This is a genomic window from Tellurirhabdus rosea (assembly GCF_026278345.1).
Taxonomy (GTDB): domain Bacteria; phylum Bacteroidota; class Bacteroidia; order Cytophagales; family Spirosomataceae; genus Tellurirhabdus; species Tellurirhabdus rosea.
The window spans coordinates 4,626,700-4,643,611 of the sequence record NZ_CP111085.1 but is presented as its reverse complement, the minus strand read 5'-3'; the positions used below and the strand labels follow the sequence as shown (position 1 = coordinate 4,643,611).

The window sequence follows — 16,912 nt, the reverse complement described above, 5'->3', positions numbered from 1 at the left end:
TAACAAATTAACCCACTTTTAACTTCCGCGGCGGAAGCCCGACGGGCTTTTTTCCGGCACTGCCGGGGCAGTGCCGGTCCGTTTCGATTCGCTTATACGAACAGATTCAGGAGCAGGACACCCGCCAGACCGACCACCGACACGATGGATTCCATCACCGACCAGGTCTTGATCGTGTCCTTGATACTCAGGTTAAAATATTCCTTGAACAGCCAGAAACCGCCGTCGTTGAGGTGCGAGAACATGAGGCTTCCGGAGCCGATGGCCAGCACCATCAGTTCGGGCTTGACGGTCTGCTGCTGAATCAGGGGCAGAATGATGCCCACCGTCGTCAGCCCGGCGACCGTGGCCGAGCCTACGCAGACGCGGATAACGGCCGCAATGGCCCAGCCCAGAATGAGCGGCGAAAGGTCAACGCCCTGAAGCATCTGGCCGATGTATTTGCTGGTGCCGCTGTCGGTGAAAATCTGCTTCAGCGCCCCAGCCCCGGCAATGACAAGCAGAATCGGCGCGGCGGCTTTTACGGCCTCCTCCAGCTGTTTCATGACGGCTTTCATCGTGTCGCCCCGGCGCAGCCCCAGCGCGTAGACGGCCACCAGCACCGAAATCAGCATTCCCATGTACGGCTCGGCAACCAGGGCGACGGTTTTGCCGAGGAAGGTATCGCCCGCAAACCGGCTTTTCAGCGGACCGAAGACCGTCAGCAGCACCACCGGCAGCAGGGCCACCAGAAAGCTGATGCCCGCCCCCGGCAGGTCGTGGTCGGGCACTTCGCGGATGTTGAACAGGTCCCGGTCGGGTTTGGGGTTGAACCCTTTCAGCGTTTTGCCAAAAATTGGCCCCGCAATGACGATGGCCGGAATGGACACAATGATGCCATAGATGAGCGTCCGGCCGATGTCGGCGTTGAGCTGGTTGGCGATGGCCGCGGGCGACGGATGCGGCGGCAGATACCCGTGCGCCACCGACAGGGCCGACAGCATCGGCACGGCCACCGTCAGCATGGGCAGCCGCGAGGAGGCCGCAATGGTGAAAATCAGGGGCACGACGATGATAAATCCGGCATTGTAAAACAGCGGAATGCCGATGATGAAGCCCGCCAGCGCCAGTCCCCACCGGATATTTTTGATGCCGAACCAGCCGATGAGCATGTTCGTGATGCGGCGGGCGGCCCCGCTCTCGGCCACCAGTCGCCCGAGCATGGCCCCAAATCCGATGATGAGGACCAGATCGCCCAGCGTGCCGCCGATGCCGGTCTGGATAGATTTGCCGATGGCCGAAACTTCCATACCCGACACCAGTCCGAGCGTGACGGCGACCAGCAGGAAGGAAATAAAGGTGTCGAGTTTAACGAAGGCAATCAGAAAAACAAGGAGCAGGATGCCCAGAAAGGTGAGTACGAGCGGCATTGGCTGGAAACGGTGATATATGCTTGGGTAAAGAACGAAGCAGGAATTCTATACTGCGTTGGGATGGTATTTCTCGCAGATGGACGGTTTGCCGTTGCGACGCCGATTTTGAGCGACAATTAGCACTGATTGACCCTGCGGCAATCTGCGCTTAAAATCAGTACTAATCTGCGCGAAACAACCTCACAGCAGCCCCAGTTGCAGGACGGTCGCTTCGATCGACTTCCGCAAATCCACCGGCACGACACGCAGGTGCAGGTTTTCTTCGTACCCGAACGGCTCCAGTGGCTGCCGGAACGTGTCGTTGGCGGGGTACAGCAGCAGCAGTTCGGTAGCGTGATACTTCTTGCCGTAGGCGTAGAGCTGGTAAAGGTCGGCGGGGTCGAGGCCGTAGTTGGTGGCCGGGTTGGAGGCGTCGAGTGTTTTCCATTTGGTGTCGAGAATCACCGTCCGGTCGCCCTGCCGCCAGATCAGGTCGGGGCGCAACCGGAAGCGCCGTTCGCCGCCATGTTCATCGACCAGATGCCGCGACGATTCCTGCACCGACAGTTCGCCCGCCGTCAGGCAGCGCCGGAACCCTGCGGCCACGTAATGCTCAAACACCGTTTCCATCGGGTACAGCAGGGCCAGATTCAGGTATTTCCCGGATTGGGGCAGCAGCGAATGGCCCCGCAGCAGGATTTCAGCCCATTGCAGCACCGCCTCGTACCGCGAAAACAACCGCCCTGCCGACCGCGCATTCTGCCAATCCGCCCGGATGTTGTCCGACATCGTGACGTCATCCAGCGCAGCCAGCAACTGTCGGGCGCGGCCCTGGTTAACGGCGGTCCGGATGCGCGGCTGAACGGCCAGCAGGGCGGTTTTCATCAGGCGGTTGGGCGGCACGTCCGGCGTCCGGTCGGCAAAACGGACCGCCAGCCGTTCGGGATGATGGGCGTTCCGCTGAATCTGCCCGGCGACCCGGAGTTTTCCGCGCAGAAACCGGGCGTTTTCGTCGCGCGGGGTGTACGCCTGCTGCAGGCCCTGCCCGACGACGGCCGCGACTTCGTCCAGAAAAGCGGCAATGAAGACTTCCCAGAGCGGCAGATGGCCCGTGCCGAGGCGGGCCGTGGCCAGGTGCCGGAACGGGGCGTCGGGCAGGCAACGCAGCATCCGGATCAGCACCTCCGGCGTTTGGCCGCCGCCTTTGGGCAGAATTTCGAGCTGCGTGCCGTCGCGGGTTTCGAGCAGACCGACATAGTTCCGCGTGCGAATGACCTCCCGGCCACGCTGCCAGCCGAACGAAAGGGCGAAATCGGCGTCGGCCCCGGCAATGAACTGTTTGAGGGCCGTAAACGCCGCATCCGGCAGGTAGGCGTCTGTCGGCGTGCACTCGGCACCGGGAAAATCGGCGGCGCGGTAAAGGCGGCTGTGTTCGGATACGACGAAGAGGGATGTCACAAATCAGCCCGTGGTTGCAACCGTGGGAAATGAACGATGAGGGTCAAATATACGTACATCGCCGAACCGTTTCAACGGTTTTGGGACGTTAAACCGTGGGCTACGCCAGGTGACTGGTGAGCGGTTTTAGCGGGCGGCGCGCCGGGTGTCTTCCTCCTCGCCGCCTTCTTTCCGGAACGTCATCACGTATTTGCCGTTGGAGAGCAGCGTCAGGCGGTTGCGGCTGACCCGGTAGAGCGTCACGCCCCGCAGCGAGCGCAGAAAACTCTCTTCAAAGCTGGAGGCGCAGTATTTTTTCGTGGCCGGATTCGGCTCCAGTTCGATGCGGTCGCCCTCCGCTTTGACTTTGCCGCGAATTTCGTTGCAGCCCGAAAAACCGCGCAGGTTGTTGCCTTTCACGTCCAGTTCGAGCCGCGGCATTCGTCCGGCAAACTGTTCGGGGCGCATCCGCTGGCCGCGGAACGTTTCCAGAACCCAGGTATCGCTCAGCCGCAGGGCACCGTACAGAAATCCGCCGCCGCCCGTGTAACGCTTGCCGCCCGATTCTACCCAGACCGTGTAGGCGTACTCCTGCCCCGAGGCCTTGTCGCGGTAAACCGTCGGCTCGATGCCAACGCGCAGCGGCCGGGTTCCCTGCCGGGCGTCGAACAGGACGCCCCGACCTTTGGTGGTCCGCTGGGGTTTCGGCGTGATGGTTTTGACCACCGAACTGCCTACCGGCCGGAACTCCATGTCTCCCGAAAAGTCAATTGCCAGCGCCCAGGCATTCTGGGCACCCACAGCCGTGAAATCAATGCCCCGGCTGTTCTTCTCACTTTTTGCATCGGCTTTTTCCGCCCGCTCAGCCGAACGGTCGCGGCGATTTTTCCGGCTGCAACTGAAAAATAGAACCTGGGAGCAAATCAACACCCACAGCCATACCGTCGTTCTCATTGTGTTGAGCAATTGAATAAGTTTAACGTTTAACGTTTAAGGTTCAACGTAGCTCCGCCTCAATGAGAATAAAGAGGCAAAGTCACGTTAAACCTTAAACATTAAACTTTTAACGTTTTCTTGTCAACTACTAACGTTGCCGAAAGGTTGTATTAGTACGTTCCCCGGTAAATATGGTCGTTGCGTTTCTGCCGGACGCGGTTCAGCGGAATCTGCATGCCGCCGGTCGATTCGAGCCAGTCGAACACCTGGCCGCGGAGTTGCTGGGCGACTTGCTGATGCTGTGGACTGCGAATCAGGTTGTTAACCTCGCCCGGGTCTTCCTGCAGATCATAGAGTTCGTTGGCGTCCCAGACCCCGTAATTGAAGATGTACTTGTAGCGGTCGGTGCGGACGCCGAACATGGTCGGGGTCTGCGGAAAGTCGATCTCCCAATAATATTCGTAAAAGGCCCGGTCTTTCCACGGAACGGCCTTGCCCTGCAACAGCGGCAGAAACGATTCGCCCTGCATCCGGGGCTGTCGGGCCTGTCCGGCATAGGCCAGAAACGTCGGGGCGATATCCACGTTCTGGATGACCTGCGCCACCTTCGTCCCCGGCCGGACCACGGCCGGACAACGCACCAGCAGCGGCACCCGCATCGATTCCTCGTACATGTGCCGCTTGTCGATCAGCCCCCGTTCGCCGAAGCTGAATCCGTTGTCGCCCATATAGACGACCATCGTGGTTTCGGCCAGTCCGTGGTCGTCGAGCCATTTCAGGACGCGCCCCACGCTGTTGTCTACGCCCAGCAGTGTTTCGGCGTACTGGTGGTAAAAATCGTTGAAACCGATCTGTCCGTGGTACATATAATCGACGCCATGCCAACTGTAGCGCTGCTTTTTGACCCAGTTCGGCATGTCCTTCAGGTTCGCCTTCAGGCCCGTTTCGGGACTCGCCAGCGGGTTCGGCCCCCAGCGTTTGCTGGTGTCGGTGGCGGTCAGGTAAAACGAGGCCGGGTAGTTGATCGGCATGGCGGCGTAGCGGCCTTTGTCCTTCCGGGCGGGCTGAAACTCGGCATGCACCGCCTTGTGCGACAGATACAGCATGAACGGCTTGTTACGGTCCAGCCCATCCAGCCATTTAACGGCATAATCGGTCAGCAGTTCGGTGGTGTAGCTGCTGTCGCCATGCGCCACGCGTTTGCCGTTGATGTTAAAGGTCGGATTGTAATACACGCCCTGCCCCTGAAAACTGAGCCAGTAGTTAAAGCCCGGCTGCGGCGCGTCGTCGGTGTTTCCCATATGCCATTTTCCGAGAAAAGCGGTCTGATAACCGGCTTTTTGCAGCAATTGCGGGAAAAAGATGAGGTTCTTCGGCAGGGGAGCGAAATTGTCCACCACCTTGTGCGTGTGGGCGTACTGCCCAGTCAGGATGCTGGCCCGGCTCGGCGAACAGAGGGCCGTGGAGACGAAGGCGTTTTGGACGTGGGCCCCTTCGCGGGCCAGCCGGTCGAGGTTCGGCGTCTGGAGTCCGGCTACTTTCCCGGTAAAGCCCATGAAGTCGTAGCGGTGGTCGTCGGCCAGAATGAAAATGATGTTTTTGGGCTTCGGCGGAGCGGGTTTCCGGGGAATAAGCGCGGTGGTGGCAAGCGCGAACAGGAAGAGGAGAAGCAATCGCATAGGGTGGAACGGGTTTCGTTTTGGGAAAGAAAAAACCGCGCCGGTTCTACCATGCCCGCCGGTCCGGGTTTTCGAGCGGAGTTGCGCCGATTGGGCCTCGGCATACGTATGTCCGGAACTAAAAAAGGTGGCCTGTGCAGACACAGGCCACGGGGAAGTAAAGTAGTTGGGTAGACAAATTTATCTGGCAAGAATATATTATATTATTATAATTTTTTCATATATATTTAAGCCTTCTCTTGTACTTACCTGCTCCTTAACTTTTGCTATGCGACAACACCTGTTGTTTCTGTTTCAACAAGCATTTGCTTTTTGTTTAAGTGCCTTGACCGTCTGTAATATCCTTTTTTCGCCTCCTTTCATACGCCTTCCTTTTTTACGGGTCCTTACCAAATCTTCCACTTTTATTATCCTGATCAGTTTATTATTGCTGGTTGGCAGGCTCTCCTCCCTTCTATACAACCGGGAGTTGGATTTAGATGAAAGTCAAGTAATTACGCAGGCGATCACGTTAGCCATTGACCCTCTCTACTGGAAATCAGTCGATGGGAATACCATTGGTCCCGTTAATAGTTATCTCCTTACTCTGCCTGCCTTATTTCGGGGGTCAATAACTTATTACCACGCGCGGGTTCTCGCCTGTCTGCTGTTAATTGCCACGCTTATAATGGCTTACAAAGCCTTAAATGAGGTGTTTTCTACGCAGGTTTCCCGATTCAGTATCTGGTTGATCGTCCAGTTTTTGGCTTTCACTAAACTTTGGGACTTTTTGCATTACAGCAGTGAACTTCCGGCTATTTTCTTTTGCACGGCGATTCTTTGGGTTTTGATGCGCTTTTTGGCGAAAGGCGAAATAGCATCCGGCCTGTTAGTTTGCTCCGGGATTGCCGCCGGGCTCGTTCCATATGCCAAGTTACAGGCTGTACCTGTTGCCGGATTGCTGATTGTCGTTTTATTGATAAGCCTTTTTACCTCAAACTTACCGAATCAGAAGAAAATAAACGCACTGCTTAACGTGTTTGCAGGCGGAATAGCGCCAACAATCCTGGTAGCTTTTTATTGCTGGCATTTTGACTTGCTGCCTATTTTCTGGCGCTATTACATAATTGCGAACTTGGAATATAAAAACATCTATCATTTAAAATCCGATCCTCTCTACAAACAACTTCATCTGGCCTGGGAAAGCTTCGATTACGCCAAAGAGTTCTGGCAGGGAATCGCTGCTCCCTTCCTGGCAACCACTATAATTGGCTGCGTGTGCTTTGTGTATCGTAAGAGGCCAGATTTCACACAATTAGGTATAATTAGCCTCCTGGGAGTAGTCTCTGTCTATGTGGTGTTGAAACCCGGCACTTACTTTCTTCACCATTTATATTTTCTCTTGATTCCTGTCGGTTTATCAACAGCTTTCTGGCTAAATTTCATTGAAAAAAGTTACAGTGTTGTCGCTTTCAGACTGATGCTGGGCTTCTGCTTCTTTGCGTTCCTGCTTCCTGCTTATACCGCCTTTGCAAGATATAAACAGGGCGGAATTCATCACATTGACGAATTGTATTACAAGCGCTTCGAAAATGAACCGAATTTTCAAACCGCTGTTTTAGCTGAAATTCGAAAACATAGATTACCGGACGATCGCCTCGCTGTTTGGGGATGGCATGGCTGGATTTATGTTAAAAGTAATACCCCACAGGCAACCCGTGACAATCACATTCAGCGATGTGTAAGCGCCAGCATTATTCAGCAGGGGCATTTGGAAAGGTATGTTACAGACCTTCGCCTAAACCGCCCATTTATGATCGTGGATTTAGGTCTCCACTCAACCACTCAGGAATTTGCGGATTCTTCGACGTTTCTTAGCCATTATCCCGTGATAGCGAATTACGTCAATAAAGAATATGTAAAAACGGTGCAGGTCGGCGAAGCCCGCTTTTATTTACGCAAAGACCGGATGCATTTGACCCATTCCACCATTCATACTGCTTCTGTTGAGTAATTATATCTTCATCCTGCTTATTCATTGATTAATGAATTAGTCCGTAAGAAACGCTATTGCCTTCTGGTGAAAAGTATTCACATCAAAATAAATGCGCGCCAATCGGAATAACTCCAAATACCTGAAACGAGCGAAGCCCAATCAGTCATTCAATCATTCCACCTTCACCACCCCGCCCGTCCGCGTTGATTCGTAAATCGCCTGGAACAGGGCCACCACGCGGCGGCCGTCTTCGCCAGTCACCAGCGGCGGGCGGCCCTCGCGGATGGCGGCGCAGAAGTCTTCGATCTGTTTGGTGAAATAATGCGTCATCGGGTCCACGGCCGCAAACGCCGCTTCGTCGGCGGCTTTCCACGCCTCCCGCCGGTCGGCCTCGCCTTCCACGGTCCAGATGTCGTTGTAGGGTGCGTCCAGAATGCCGGTCATGCCCGCGATGAACATGGACCCGCCGTCGGTCTGCACGCCCACCGAAGCGCCGTTCCGGCCGTGGATGTGCACCTTTCCGAACAGACCCGGTTTCTGGCTGTTGCTGACGGAAATGTTGCCGATGCCGCCGTTTTTAAACTTCACAATCGCCACGGCCGTATCGTCCACTTCGATGAACGGGTGGTTGACGTTGTTCCAGACGCCGTACAGCTCGACGGGTTCGCCCATATACCACAGCAGCAGGTCGAGCTGGTGCGGAGCCTGGTTGACCAGCACGCCACCGCCTTCGCCCGCCCAGGTGCCGCGCCACGGGTCTGACTGGTAGTACTCCTCGCTGCGCCAGCCCAGCATCTGGACGATGCCGAGGGCCGGAGCGCCGATTTTGCCCGCGTCAATCGCCTCCCGCATCCGCAGACTGGGTTCGTAAAAACGCCGTTGGCTGACGGTCCCGAGGTAGCGTCCGGCGCGGCGGGCGGCGTCGATCATGGCGTCGCAGTCTTCGAGGCTCGACGCCAGCGGCTTTTCCACCAGCACGTGCGACCCCGCTTCGAGCGCGGCCACGGCGGGATTCCGGTGGGCCGGGTGGGGCGTACAGACGATGGTCAGGTCCACGTTTTCGCGGTCGATCATATCGTAAATGTCGTTGTAGCCGGTGATGCCGTAGGTCTGGGCGAAGGCATCCGTTTTCTGGGGATTCCGGCCGTAGACGGCCACGAGCCGGGCTTCGGGCACTTGCAGAACGGCTTTGGCGTGCAGATGGGCAACTTTGCCGGGGCCGATGAGGGCGATGTTGAGCGGGCGCATACAGCTTTTTCGGGATAGAATTCCAACTCTCCGGAATTTTTGGGAGTCTTTACGTTAGTCCATCCTTCAAACCCATGAAACCCGCATTTCTACTACTTTTGGGGCTGCTAACGGCCATCTTCTCCTGCCGGAAGGACGTTGCTCCGGCCTCCGCCGACCCGTTGTACCGTCGCTGGCAGGCGATAGAGAGCCGGGAAACGGGCGGAAGCTGGCAAGCCGTCACGACAACAGGCAGCCTCGAATTCAGGCCGGATGGACAAATCCGCTACGAAAGTTACCCGACGCCGCCCTGCTGTGTTCCGCTGCGGGTCGAGCGAAACGAAGACCGGCTGCGGGGAACGGAATACAGCAACGAGGGCCGATGCGCGCTGATCAACTGCGCCCTACTGCGGGAAATGCGCATCCTGCAAATTTCTGACAATAGTCTCATTCTCCAGCACGACTACGAAAACCGCCTGATGGAAGTCCGCTACCGGGCCCTGTAAACCGACCCTTTCTATGAAATCATTTTTCCTCCTGCTCGCCACCACCATCCTGCTCACGGCTTCCTGCCGCGACAACGCCGACTTGTCGCCCAACCGCGCCTGCGGCGTCCGCGACCCGCTCGACAATCTGCCCTGGCTCAAAGCCCAGATGGACGATTTCCGCCAGAAAAAACAGGAAGGCGTGGTGACGGTCACCGCCTACGAATACAAAGGCCAGCAGTACATCGTGGTCACGCCCCTGTACCTTTCCTGCTACTTCTGCGTGGTTCATACCTGCGACGGCACTCGCTTCGACCCCGGCACCATGACCACCGCCCAGCGCGAACTGGTCGAGGCCATCAGCCGGGAGGGCAAAAGCACCCGTCTGTGGCCCCGGTCGTGACGGGCAGGCCGCTCAGCTCCCCACCCGGACTTCCGAAGGATAGCCCCGTTGGATCATCTCGGTGGCGACGGCCGTGTAGAACGCTGTCCAGGCTTCGGCGACTTCGGGGTTCCAGTCGCGGTCGAGGCCGGTTTGGAGGGTCCAGAGCAGGGCCCTCCCGACCAGCTCGTAATGCTCGGGTTTGACGCCGTAGCCGGTATGGCGTTCGGCCAGCGCGCCCACGTCGTCGAGCACGGTATCGAGCCGGTCGAGGCGAACCACCACGTAACTGAGCATGTCCAGCAATTTTTTATACTGCGGTTCCATATCCGGTTTGAACAGGCTCCGCAACTCGGGGGCTTCCAGAAAAAGGCGCGAATAAAACACATTTCCCAGCAGCTTCGGATCTATTTCGCGCAATAGACGCCACGTCTGCTTTACCAACACAATTTGCTGTTCCGTCATCATCATTAACTCCCTGCGCGGGATAGCGTCGGGCCTTTCTGTAAAGCTTTTATTTTTTTTAATAAGTCGCTATTTTTTCTCGCTCACTGGTCAAAAGTTGTCCCTCAATTGCGTCAAAGCCGCATCAAACCGTCGGCGATCGGCAACCATCCGAGTCGATTTTCGTACAGTTCACGGCCCGAACTCAACCAACCGGTTACAAAAAGTTGCGGTTTTTCGGCCAAATGAGCACTTTGCAGCCACACTCCTCACTCCCATTTCCTGATGATCCGATGAACGCTGTATTGATTGAAGACGAAAAACTGGTGGCCCGCGAATTTGCCTTCAAAGTAGCCAAACTGGACGCCGGCGTGACCATTGTGCAAACCCTGCCCAGCGTCAAAACGGCCCTGCGCTGGTTCGGGGAAAATGCCGAACCGGACGTGGTCTTTGCCGATATTCAACTGGGCGACGGTGTCAGTTTTGAAATTTTTCAGCAATACAAGCTTTCCTGCCCCATCATTTTCGTCACGTCCTACAACGAATATGCCATTCAGGCCTTCAAGGTCAACGGCATCGATTACCTCCTCAAACCGGTCGATCCGAACGACCTGCAGCGGGCCATCGCCAAAGCCCGCAGCCTCATCAAAGCCAAACCGGTTCTGCCGGCCAACCTTCAGGAACTCATCAAAGTGCTCCAGCAGCCCGGCAGCGCACCCAAACCCGCATACAAGGAGAAATTTCTGGGCAATGCCCGGGGCGGCTGGGTACCCATCGATACCGCCGAAGTGGCGTTTTTTCAGCACGAGACGCTGAACTTCCTCGTCACCCGCAACAACGAACGGTACACGCTGGATTACAACACGATGGACGAAATCGAAGAACTGCTCGACCCGGCCCAGTTTTACCGCGCCAGCCGCCAGTTCATCGTCAACATCGACTCCATCCACAGCGTCAAAAGTCTGGAAAATTCGAAGCTGATTCTCCGGCTCCGGCCGCCCCACCAGACCATAGAAATCGACATCAGCCGCCAGAAGGCCCCGATGTTCAAACGCTGGCTGGACCGTTAACCCCTGACCCCGTGCGCACGCTTCTGCAACTCGGCTGGTGGCTGGTCTGTCTGCTGACGGCCCCGCGTCTGCTGGCTTATCCGAACGTTCTGCCTTACGAATTTACGGCCATTCAGGAGCAGCAGGGCCTTTCCAACAATTTCGTTACCAATTTCTTCCAGGATCGGGACGGCTTTCTGTGGGTAGCCACCGGCGACGGCCTCAACCGCTTCGACGGCAGCCACTTTACCACCTACCGCCGCCAGCACCATCAGCCCAACAGCCTCGGCAACGGGTTTGTCCACGACATCTGCCAGGACCGGCAGGGGCGGCTCTGGCTGGCGACCGAGAACGGCATCAGCCAGTTCGACCCCGCCACGCAGCGCTTCCAGAATTTTTTTTCGGTTAACGGCCAGCCGCTGGGCATGTGCTCCAACATCGTCTGCGACCACGACGGCAACCTCTGGTTCACCACCCGGAGCACGGGGCTGTATCGCTACCGGATTCGTACGGGCAGGTTCGATTTTTTCCCCGCCTCCGGCGAAACCCTCCGCGGCCTGCAAAGTACGGCGAGCAAAAACGGCCTGCTCGTCGATCCGCAGCGCCCCGGCCTCTGGCTGGCCACCTATTCCGGCCTGCATTACCTCGACATCCGGACGGGCGCGTTTTTCCACGCCCGCCACAACCCCCAGAAGCTGCCCATTTTCAACGGAACCTACGTCTCGGCCCTTACGCTGGACAGCACCGGACGGCTCATCTTTGCCGACAACGGGCAGCGCAAAGTCATTATCTACGACCTGAAAACCCGCCGGATCGAGCGGGCGATTACCCTCCGAAGCGCCACCGGCCTGTCGGAATTTCCGCTGGCGACGATTTTTGTGGACCGCAACCGGAACCTCTGGACCAGTTCGTGGACCTACACGCTGTTTCACATCGCGGCCGACACCTACCGGCCCACCGAGTTTTTTCACCGGGAGAACCAGCGCACGTCCATTCCGGCCCAGTTTTTCTGGAGCGGCTGGCAGCATCCCGACGGCTCGGTCTGGCTGGCGACCGCCAACGGCATCGCCATCACCAATCCGGAGCGGACGTTCTACCGCGTTCACGATCTGGAGCGGGCCGTTCCCAACATCAACCAGTACTTCGGCATCACCTCCCTCACCGACGCCGGGGATTCGTGGTGGCTCACTACGCCCTACTACCTCCTGCATTATTTTCCGGCCGCGGAACGGCTGGAGCGCTACCCGCTGCCCGTGCAGGAAAACGTGGACTATGCCTACCACCGGCCGCAGACCCTGTTTTCGGAGGACCAACAGACGTTGTTCATCCGGTTCAGCTCGACCCTGTACCGCTTCGACGTCCGGCGAAAAACCTTTACGCCCCTGCCCATTCCGCCGGACCTTCCAGGAGCGGGGCAGGGACTTACCTACCTCTATCGGCAGGGCGACTACCTCTGGGCGTTCGGGTACTTTCCCCACGGTCTTCGCCTCCACCTTCCGACGGGGCGGTGGCAGTCGTTCCCGATTTGCCTCGACCCGGGGGCGGCGGCCTTCTCGGTGGTCATGGCCTCTTATTCGGCGGGCACCGGGCTGTGGCTCGACGCGCCCTTCAACGGCCTTTTCCGCTTTTCGGAAGAGCAGCAGCAGTTTGTTTCTGTCAAGCCGAAGGGCATGCTGTCGGGCCGGACGCATCTTTTCGGGCTGGCGGCGGGTGAGGGGCACACACTCTGGCTGCTTTTTCCGGAAGACGGCCTGGGGCAGTACGATACCCGTTCGGGAACGTACCGGTTTCGGGAGGTGCCCGAATGGGGCAGTGTTCATCCCCAGTTTATCGCCCCCATCACCGACCGGGCCGGGCGCATCTGGAGCGCCCGTTACAACAAGTTTTCGGTATTTTCTCCCGATCTGAAACAGCATCTGGCCTTCAGCCTGTCCCTGAATGAACCCACGCTGCAATACCTCAACTACCTGCTTCCGCTCCGGAACGGCCGTGTGCTGGCGGCCATGAAAGGGTTTCTGGTCGAATTTTTCCCCGAAAAGATTGCCTCGACCACGCCCCCGGCCCGGCCGCTGATCAGCAGCGTATCCCCGACCGACACGACCTTTCTGATTCATCATCAGGGTACGAAAGTGTCGCTGGCGGTGGGGCAAAACAATTTCAGCATCAATTACTCCATTCTGACCTCGCGTTCCGGCGACTACCAGTACCGTTACCGGCTGGAAGGGTACGACGAAAAATGGGTCGAGGCCGGAACCCGCACGACGGCCAATTACACCAAAATTCCCGGTGGCGACTACGTGTTTTGCGTCCGGGCCGTGGCCGACGGCGTCGAACTGCCCGAAACCCGGCTGGCGATGCACGTCGATATCGAATTCTACCGAACCGTCTGGTTCCAGTTGCTGCTCGTGCTCGGTATTCTGGGCGGCATCGGCACGTTTGTCTGGGTCATCTACCGGTCGCAGACGCAGCAGACCGAACGGCTCCACCACCTCCAGATGCAGGCGACCCGGCTCCAGCGCGACAAGACCGAAATTCAGTACCAGAACCTGATCAACCACCTCAATCCGCATTTTCTGTTCAACAGCCTTACGTCGGTCAGCAGTCTGATTATTATTGATCCGGAGCAGGCGTCCGAATTCCTGCAAAAGCTGTCGGCCATTTATCGGTACATTTTGCAGAACAAGGAGAAAGAAGCGGTCAGCCTGGAATACGAGCTGGCCTTTGTGCAGCACTACATCAGCCTCCAGAAATCCCGTTTCGAAGATGGCCTCCAGATCACCCTGCAGGTTCCGGAGCTGTACCTCTCGCGGGGCATCGTGCCGGTGACGCTCCAGAACCTGTTCGAAAATGCCATCAAGCACAACACCATTGAGGACGAAAAGCCGCTGTTCATCCGGGTGTACGTCGAGGAGCCGTACCTGTGCGTGGCCAACAGCCTGCAAAAGAAGAATTTTGTGGAAACCTCCAACCGGCAGGGCCTGGAAAGCCTGAAAGCGCTCTACAGCTACCTCAGCGACCTCCCCATTGTGATCGGCGAACAGGACGGCGAATTTGTGGTGAAAGTGCCCCTGCTGTGAAGGCCCGCCGGGGGATTTTCAGCCGCCGTTCCAACGGTTCAGGCAGCGGCGGAGTCTTACTGGCGGTTAAAACCCGGCCCCTTTATGAAAATCCGACTTTTCCTGGCCCTTAGCCTGCTGACGGCCGCCCTGTCGTGCCGCGATGAAGACAGTCTTACCCGCCACCTGGCCTGCGGCGTCCGCGACCCGCTCAATAACCTGCCTTGGCTCAAAGCCCAGATGGACGATGCCCGGCAGAAAAAAGAGGAGAACATCACTACCGTGGTCGCCACCGAATTTAAGGGCCAGCAGTACATCCGGGTGTACAAAATGTACATGTCGTGCAGCTTCTGCGCCCTCTACACCTGCGACGGCAACCCGGTGGACATGAGCGGCCTAAGCACCGCCGACCAGCAGGCGCTCATCAAACAGGTGACTGAGGGCCAGAAGCAGGTGACGCTCTGGCCGGAGCGCTGACCGCCTGGTAATCGCCGCCGTTTTCATTTTCTTTTTGCCGGAAAGAAGCGACTTTTGCCCTTTCAAATGCCCGCCTACCACTTCCGCAAACTGACATGAAGCGACTGTTGCTGTTCCTTTTTTTTAGTCTCTGTATGCTCCCGGCCTGGGCACACCTGGGCAGTATTTCCGGCACTGTCACCGACGAGGCCACCGGTCTGCCCCTGTCCGGCGTCAGCGTCCAGCTCACCGGGCTCGGCAAGGCGGGACTCACCAACGACCTCGGGCAATACCGCTTCGACGGGCTGGTAGCGGCCACCTACCGACTGGAATTTTCGCATCTCGGCTTCAGCCCACGTACGGTATCCGTCGCGGTGGGCGACGACCAGACCGTCTCGGTCCGGACCGCACTCCGCCACGCGCCCATCGACCTCGGCGAAGTAGTCGTTTCCGCGCAGCGGGCCCATGACCAGCAGCTCATCAGCAGCCTCGACATCCGCCTCCGGCCCGTCACCCATTCGCAGGAAATTCTGCGGTTGGTGCCGGGACTCTTCATCGGGCAGCACGCGGGCGGCGGCAAGGCCGAGCAGATTTTTCTGCGCGGTTTCGACCTCGACCACGGCACTGACATTCGCCTGACGGTCGATGGCATGCCGGTCAACATGGTGTCTCACGCCCACGGGCAGGGCTATGCCGATCTGCACTTTGTCATCCCGGAGCTGGTGGCCGGCGCCGATTTCAAAAAAGGCCCGTATCAGGCCGAAAAAGGCAATTTCACGACGGCGGGCTGGGTGGATTTCCGCACCGTAACGGCGCTCGACCGGAGCTTCGTCAAGCTGGAAGCGGGCCAGTACAATACCTGGCGGGCGGTGGCCGGGGTGGATTTGCTGGGCCAGCGGGGTAAGGCCCGGAACCAGTCCGCCTACCTCGCCTCGGAATATTCCTATTCGGATTCGTATTTCGACAATCCGCAGGCATTCCAGCGGTTGAACGTGCAGGGGCGCTACCACGGCCACCTCACCGACCGCTCGCACCTGACCCTCACCGGCTCGACCTTCTGGAGCCGGTGGAACCATTCGGGCCAGATTCCCGACCGGGCGGTGGCGTCGGGGCTGATCGGCTTTTTCGGAGCCATCGACCCGACCGAAGGCGGTCAGACGGCCCGGACCAACCTCAACGCGCAGCTCGTGACGGTCACGAACCGCAACTGGACCCTCAAAAATCAGCTTTTTTACAGCCGATACGACTTCGAACTGTATTCCAACTTTACGTTTTTCCTGACCGATTCGCTGAACGGCGACCAGATTCGGCAGAAAGAAGGCCGTCATCTGTTTGGCTACAACGGCTCGGTTTCCCGCAGCGGCGTGCTGGGCAACGTCCAAGTGATCACCACCGCCGGACTGCAATACCGCCACGACCTGACCCAAAACAGTGAATTATCGCGCACGAAAAATCGCACGGAGGTGCTGGAGCGGAAGCAGTTGGGCCACATCAACGAACTGAATGCCGGGGCGTTCGTGGACCAGCTCGTCCGCTTTTCTGACCGCTTTACGCTCAATGCCGGTCTGCGCGTCGATTATTTCCGGAATCAGTACGAAGACCTGCTCCCGCAGCCCGCTCTCCGGAAGGCCACCGGCACGGCCATCGTTTCGCCGAAGCTGAATCTGTATTACACGCCCCTGCCGCAGCTTCAGGTGTACCTGAATACCGGCCGGGGTTTTCACTCCAACGATACCCGCGTGGTGGTACCGCAGGGAGGCCGCCAGGTGCTGCCCGCCGCCTACGGCGCGGATTTGGGTGTTATTGCCAAACCGACCCCGCGGCTGCTGCTGAACGCCGCGCTCTGGTATCTCTGGCTCGAACAGGAGTTTGTGTATGTCGGCGACGAGGGCGTGGTCGAACCCAGCGGGCGGTCGCGGCGCTACGGTCTGGACCTCTCGGCCCGCTACCAGCTGACCGGCAATCTCTACGCCGACCTGGACCTGAACACCGCCCGGCCGCGGGCCATCGGCGCGGAGTCGGGTGCCGCCTACCTCCCACTCGCCCCGACCCTGACGACCACGGGCGGCCTGTCGCTCCAGCGCAAAACGGGTTTCAGCGGCTCGCTGCGTTACCGGTACCTCGGCCACCGGCCCGCCAACGAAGACAACAGCCTCGTCGCCAAAGGGTATTTTGTGACGGATCTGCAGGTCAACTACGCCCGGCCCCGCTACCAGTTTGGCCTTGCCATCCAGAACCTGTTCAACACGCGCTGGAAAGAAACCCAGTTTGCGACCGAGAGCCGTTTGCCAAACGAATCCGCCCCGGTAGACGAAATCCACTTCACCCCCGGAACCCCCTTCTTCGCCCGCCTCAGCTGGACCTATTTCTGGTAAGCCCCAACAGTCATTCAGTC

Annotated in this window: 13 protein-coding genes; 7 read left to right on the top strand and 6 right to left on the bottom strand. The window is 58.2% G+C overall.

Annotated features, from left to right (window positions below; genetic code table 11):
* Positions 1–92: 92 nt before the first annotated feature.
* The 4 genes from ORG26_RS19690 to ORG26_RS19675 all read right to left on the bottom strand — a co-directional run bounded on the left by ORG26_RS19690 (position 93) and on the right by ORG26_RS19675 (position 5,443).
* Positions 93–1,409 (bottom strand): gluconate:H+ symporter, encoded by a 1,317-nt coding sequence (locus ORG26_RS19690; RefSeq protein ID WP_266364833.1) that lies wholly within the window; start codon positions 1,407–1,409, stop codon positions 93–95.
* Positions 1,410–1,592: 183 nt separating this feature from the next.
* Positions 1,593–2,849 (bottom strand): McrC family protein, encoded by a 1,257-nt coding sequence (locus ORG26_RS19685; RefSeq protein ID WP_266364831.1) that lies wholly within the window; start codon positions 2,847–2,849, stop codon positions 1,593–1,595.
* A 126-nt stretch (positions 2,850–2,975) separates the two neighbouring features.
* Positions 2,976–3,782, bottom strand: coding sequence for an META domain-containing protein (locus ORG26_RS19680; RefSeq protein WP_266364829.1), 807 nt, complete (start codon positions 3,780–3,782; stop codon positions 2,976–2,978).
* 152 nt (positions 3,783–3,934) lie between these two features.
* Positions 3,935–5,443: a sulfatase family protein gene (locus ORG26_RS19675; protein ID WP_266364827.1), complete on the bottom strand. Its 1,509-nt coding sequence runs from the start codon at positions 5,441–5,443 to the stop codon at positions 3,935–3,937.
* A 268-nt stretch (positions 5,444–5,711) separates the two neighbouring features.
* Here ORG26_RS19675 and ORG26_RS19670 point away from each other — a divergent pair, with 268 nt between their 5' ends.
* On the top strand, positions 5,712–7,436 hold the full coding sequence (locus ORG26_RS19670) for a hypothetical protein (protein WP_266364825.1): 1,725 nt from the start codon (positions 5,712–5,714) through the stop codon (positions 7,434–7,436).
* 153 nt (positions 7,437–7,589) lie between these two features.
* On the opposite strand, the gene ORG26_RS19665 is transcribed toward ORG26_RS19670, so the two are convergent.
* Positions 7,590–8,666: a Gfo/Idh/MocA family protein gene (locus ORG26_RS19665; protein WP_266364823.1), complete on the bottom strand. Its 1,077-nt coding sequence runs from the start codon at positions 8,664–8,666 to the stop codon at positions 7,590–7,592.
* Between the two features lie 74 nt (positions 8,667–8,740).
* Here ORG26_RS19665 and ORG26_RS19660 point away from each other — a divergent pair, with 74 nt between their 5' ends.
* Both ORG26_RS19660 and ORG26_RS19655 read left to right on the top strand, forming a co-directional pair.
* Complete coding sequence (locus ORG26_RS19660; protein WP_266364822.1) at positions 8,741–9,151, top strand: hypothetical protein; 411 nt, start codon at positions 8,741–8,743, stop codon at positions 9,149–9,151.
* 13 nt (positions 9,152–9,164) lie between these two features.
* Positions 9,165–9,533, top strand: a complete 369-nt coding sequence (locus ORG26_RS19655) for a hypothetical protein (RefSeq protein WP_266364820.1) — start codon at positions 9,165–9,167, stop codon at positions 9,531–9,533.
* 12 nt (positions 9,534–9,545) lie between these two features.
* Here ORG26_RS19655 and ORG26_RS19650 read toward each other — a convergent pair whose 3' ends face one another.
* Positions 9,546–9,932, bottom strand: coding sequence for a globin domain-containing protein (locus ORG26_RS19650; RefSeq protein ID WP_266364818.1), 387 nt, complete (start codon positions 9,930–9,932; stop codon positions 9,546–9,548).
* A gap of 317 nt (positions 9,933–10,249) precedes the next feature.
* Between ORG26_RS19650 and ORG26_RS19645 the strand changes: the two genes are divergently transcribed.
* The 4 genes from ORG26_RS19645 (at position 10,250) to ORG26_RS19630 (ending at position 16,892) form a co-directional block, all read left to right on the top strand.
* On the top strand, positions 10,250–11,026 hold the full coding sequence (locus ORG26_RS19645; RefSeq protein ID WP_266364816.1) for a LytR/AlgR family response regulator transcription factor: 777 nt from the start codon (positions 10,250–10,252) through the stop codon (positions 11,024–11,026).
* 11 nt (positions 11,027–11,037) lie between these two features.
* Positions 11,038–14,082, top strand: a complete 3,045-nt coding sequence (locus ORG26_RS19640) for a histidine kinase (RefSeq protein WP_266364814.1) — start codon at positions 11,038–11,040, stop codon at positions 14,080–14,082.
* Between the two features lie 84 nt (positions 14,083–14,166).
* A complete protein-coding gene (locus ORG26_RS19635; RefSeq protein WP_266364812.1) occupies positions 14,167–14,538 on the top strand; it encodes a hypothetical protein in 372 nt (123 codons plus the stop codon).
* A gap of 95 nt (positions 14,539–14,633) precedes the next feature.
* On the top strand, positions 14,634–16,892 hold the full coding sequence (locus ORG26_RS19630; RefSeq protein WP_266364810.1) for a TonB-dependent receptor: 2,259 nt from the start codon (positions 14,634–14,636) through the stop codon (positions 16,890–16,892).
* Positions 16,893–16,912: the final 20 nt, after the last annotated feature.

Bases quoted from the DNA above. Each gene is read 5' to 3' on its own strand.
- ORG26_RS19690 (WP_266364833.1), bottom strand. From the start codon at position 1,409: ATGCCGCTCGTACTCACCTTTCTGGGCATCCTGCTCCTTGTTTTTCTG.
- ORG26_RS19635 (WP_266364812.1), top strand. From the start codon at position 14,167: ATGAAAATCCGACTTTTCCTGGCCCTTAGCCTGCTGACGGCCGCCCTG.
- ORG26_RS19630 (WP_266364810.1), top strand. From the start codon at position 14,634: ATGAAGCGACTGTTGCTGTTCCTTTTTTTTAGTCTCTGTATGCTCCCG.
- ORG26_RS19655 (WP_266364820.1), top strand. From the start codon at position 9,165: ATGAAATCATTTTTCCTCCTGCTCGCCACCACCATCCTGCTCACGGCT.
- ORG26_RS19660 (WP_266364822.1), top strand. From the start codon at position 8,741: ATGAAACCCGCATTTCTACTACTTTTGGGGCTGCTAACGGCCATCTTC.
- ORG26_RS19665 (WP_266364823.1), bottom strand. From the start codon at position 8,666: ATGCGCCCGCTCAACATCGCCCTCATCGGCCCCGGCAAAGTTGCCCAT.
- ORG26_RS19645 (WP_266364816.1), top strand. From the start codon at position 10,250: ATGAACGCTGTATTGATTGAAGACGAAAAACTGGTGGCCCGCGAATTT.
- ORG26_RS19680 (WP_266364829.1), bottom strand. From the start codon at position 3,782: ATGAGAACGACGGTATGGCTGTGGGTGTTGATTTGCTCCCAGGTTCTA.
- ORG26_RS19675 (WP_266364827.1), bottom strand. From the start codon at position 5,443: ATGCGATTGCTTCTCCTCTTCCTGTTCGCGCTTGCCACCACCGCGCTT.
- ORG26_RS19670 (WP_266364825.1), top strand. From the start codon at position 5,712: ATGCGACAACACCTGTTGTTTCTGTTTCAACAAGCATTTGCTTTTTGT.